Origin of the sequence: Paenibacillus sp. MMO-58, assembly GCF_037146255.1 — a bacterium.
GTDB lineage: Bacteria > Bacillota > Bacilli > Paenibacillales > Paenibacillaceae > Pristimantibacillus.
This window is the reverse complement of sequence record NZ_JBBCVY010000056.1, coordinates 1-225: the sequence shown is the minus strand read 5'-3', so window position 1 is coordinate 225 and position 225 is coordinate 1. Positions and strand designations below refer to the sequence as shown.

Below are 225 nucleotides of genomic sequence, written 5' to 3'. Positions count from 1 at the left end.
CTCATCCCCGAATTTTTCAACATTCGTGGGTTCGGGCCTCCAGTGCGTGTTACCGCACCTTCACCCTGGACAGGGGTAGATCACACGGTTTCGGGTCTACGACCACGTACTATATTCGCCCTATTCAGACTCGCTTTCGCTGCGGCTCCGTCTTCCCGACTTAACCTTGCACGTGAACGTAACTCGCCGGTTCATTCTACAAAAGGCACGCCATCACCCTTTTAA

At 53.3% G+C, this 225-nt stretch carries 1 rRNA gene; it reads right to left on the bottom strand.

The features are described 5' to 3' along the window. A 23S ribosomal RNA gene (locus WFJ73_RS33295) occupies positions 1-225 on the bottom strand; the annotation flags it as partial.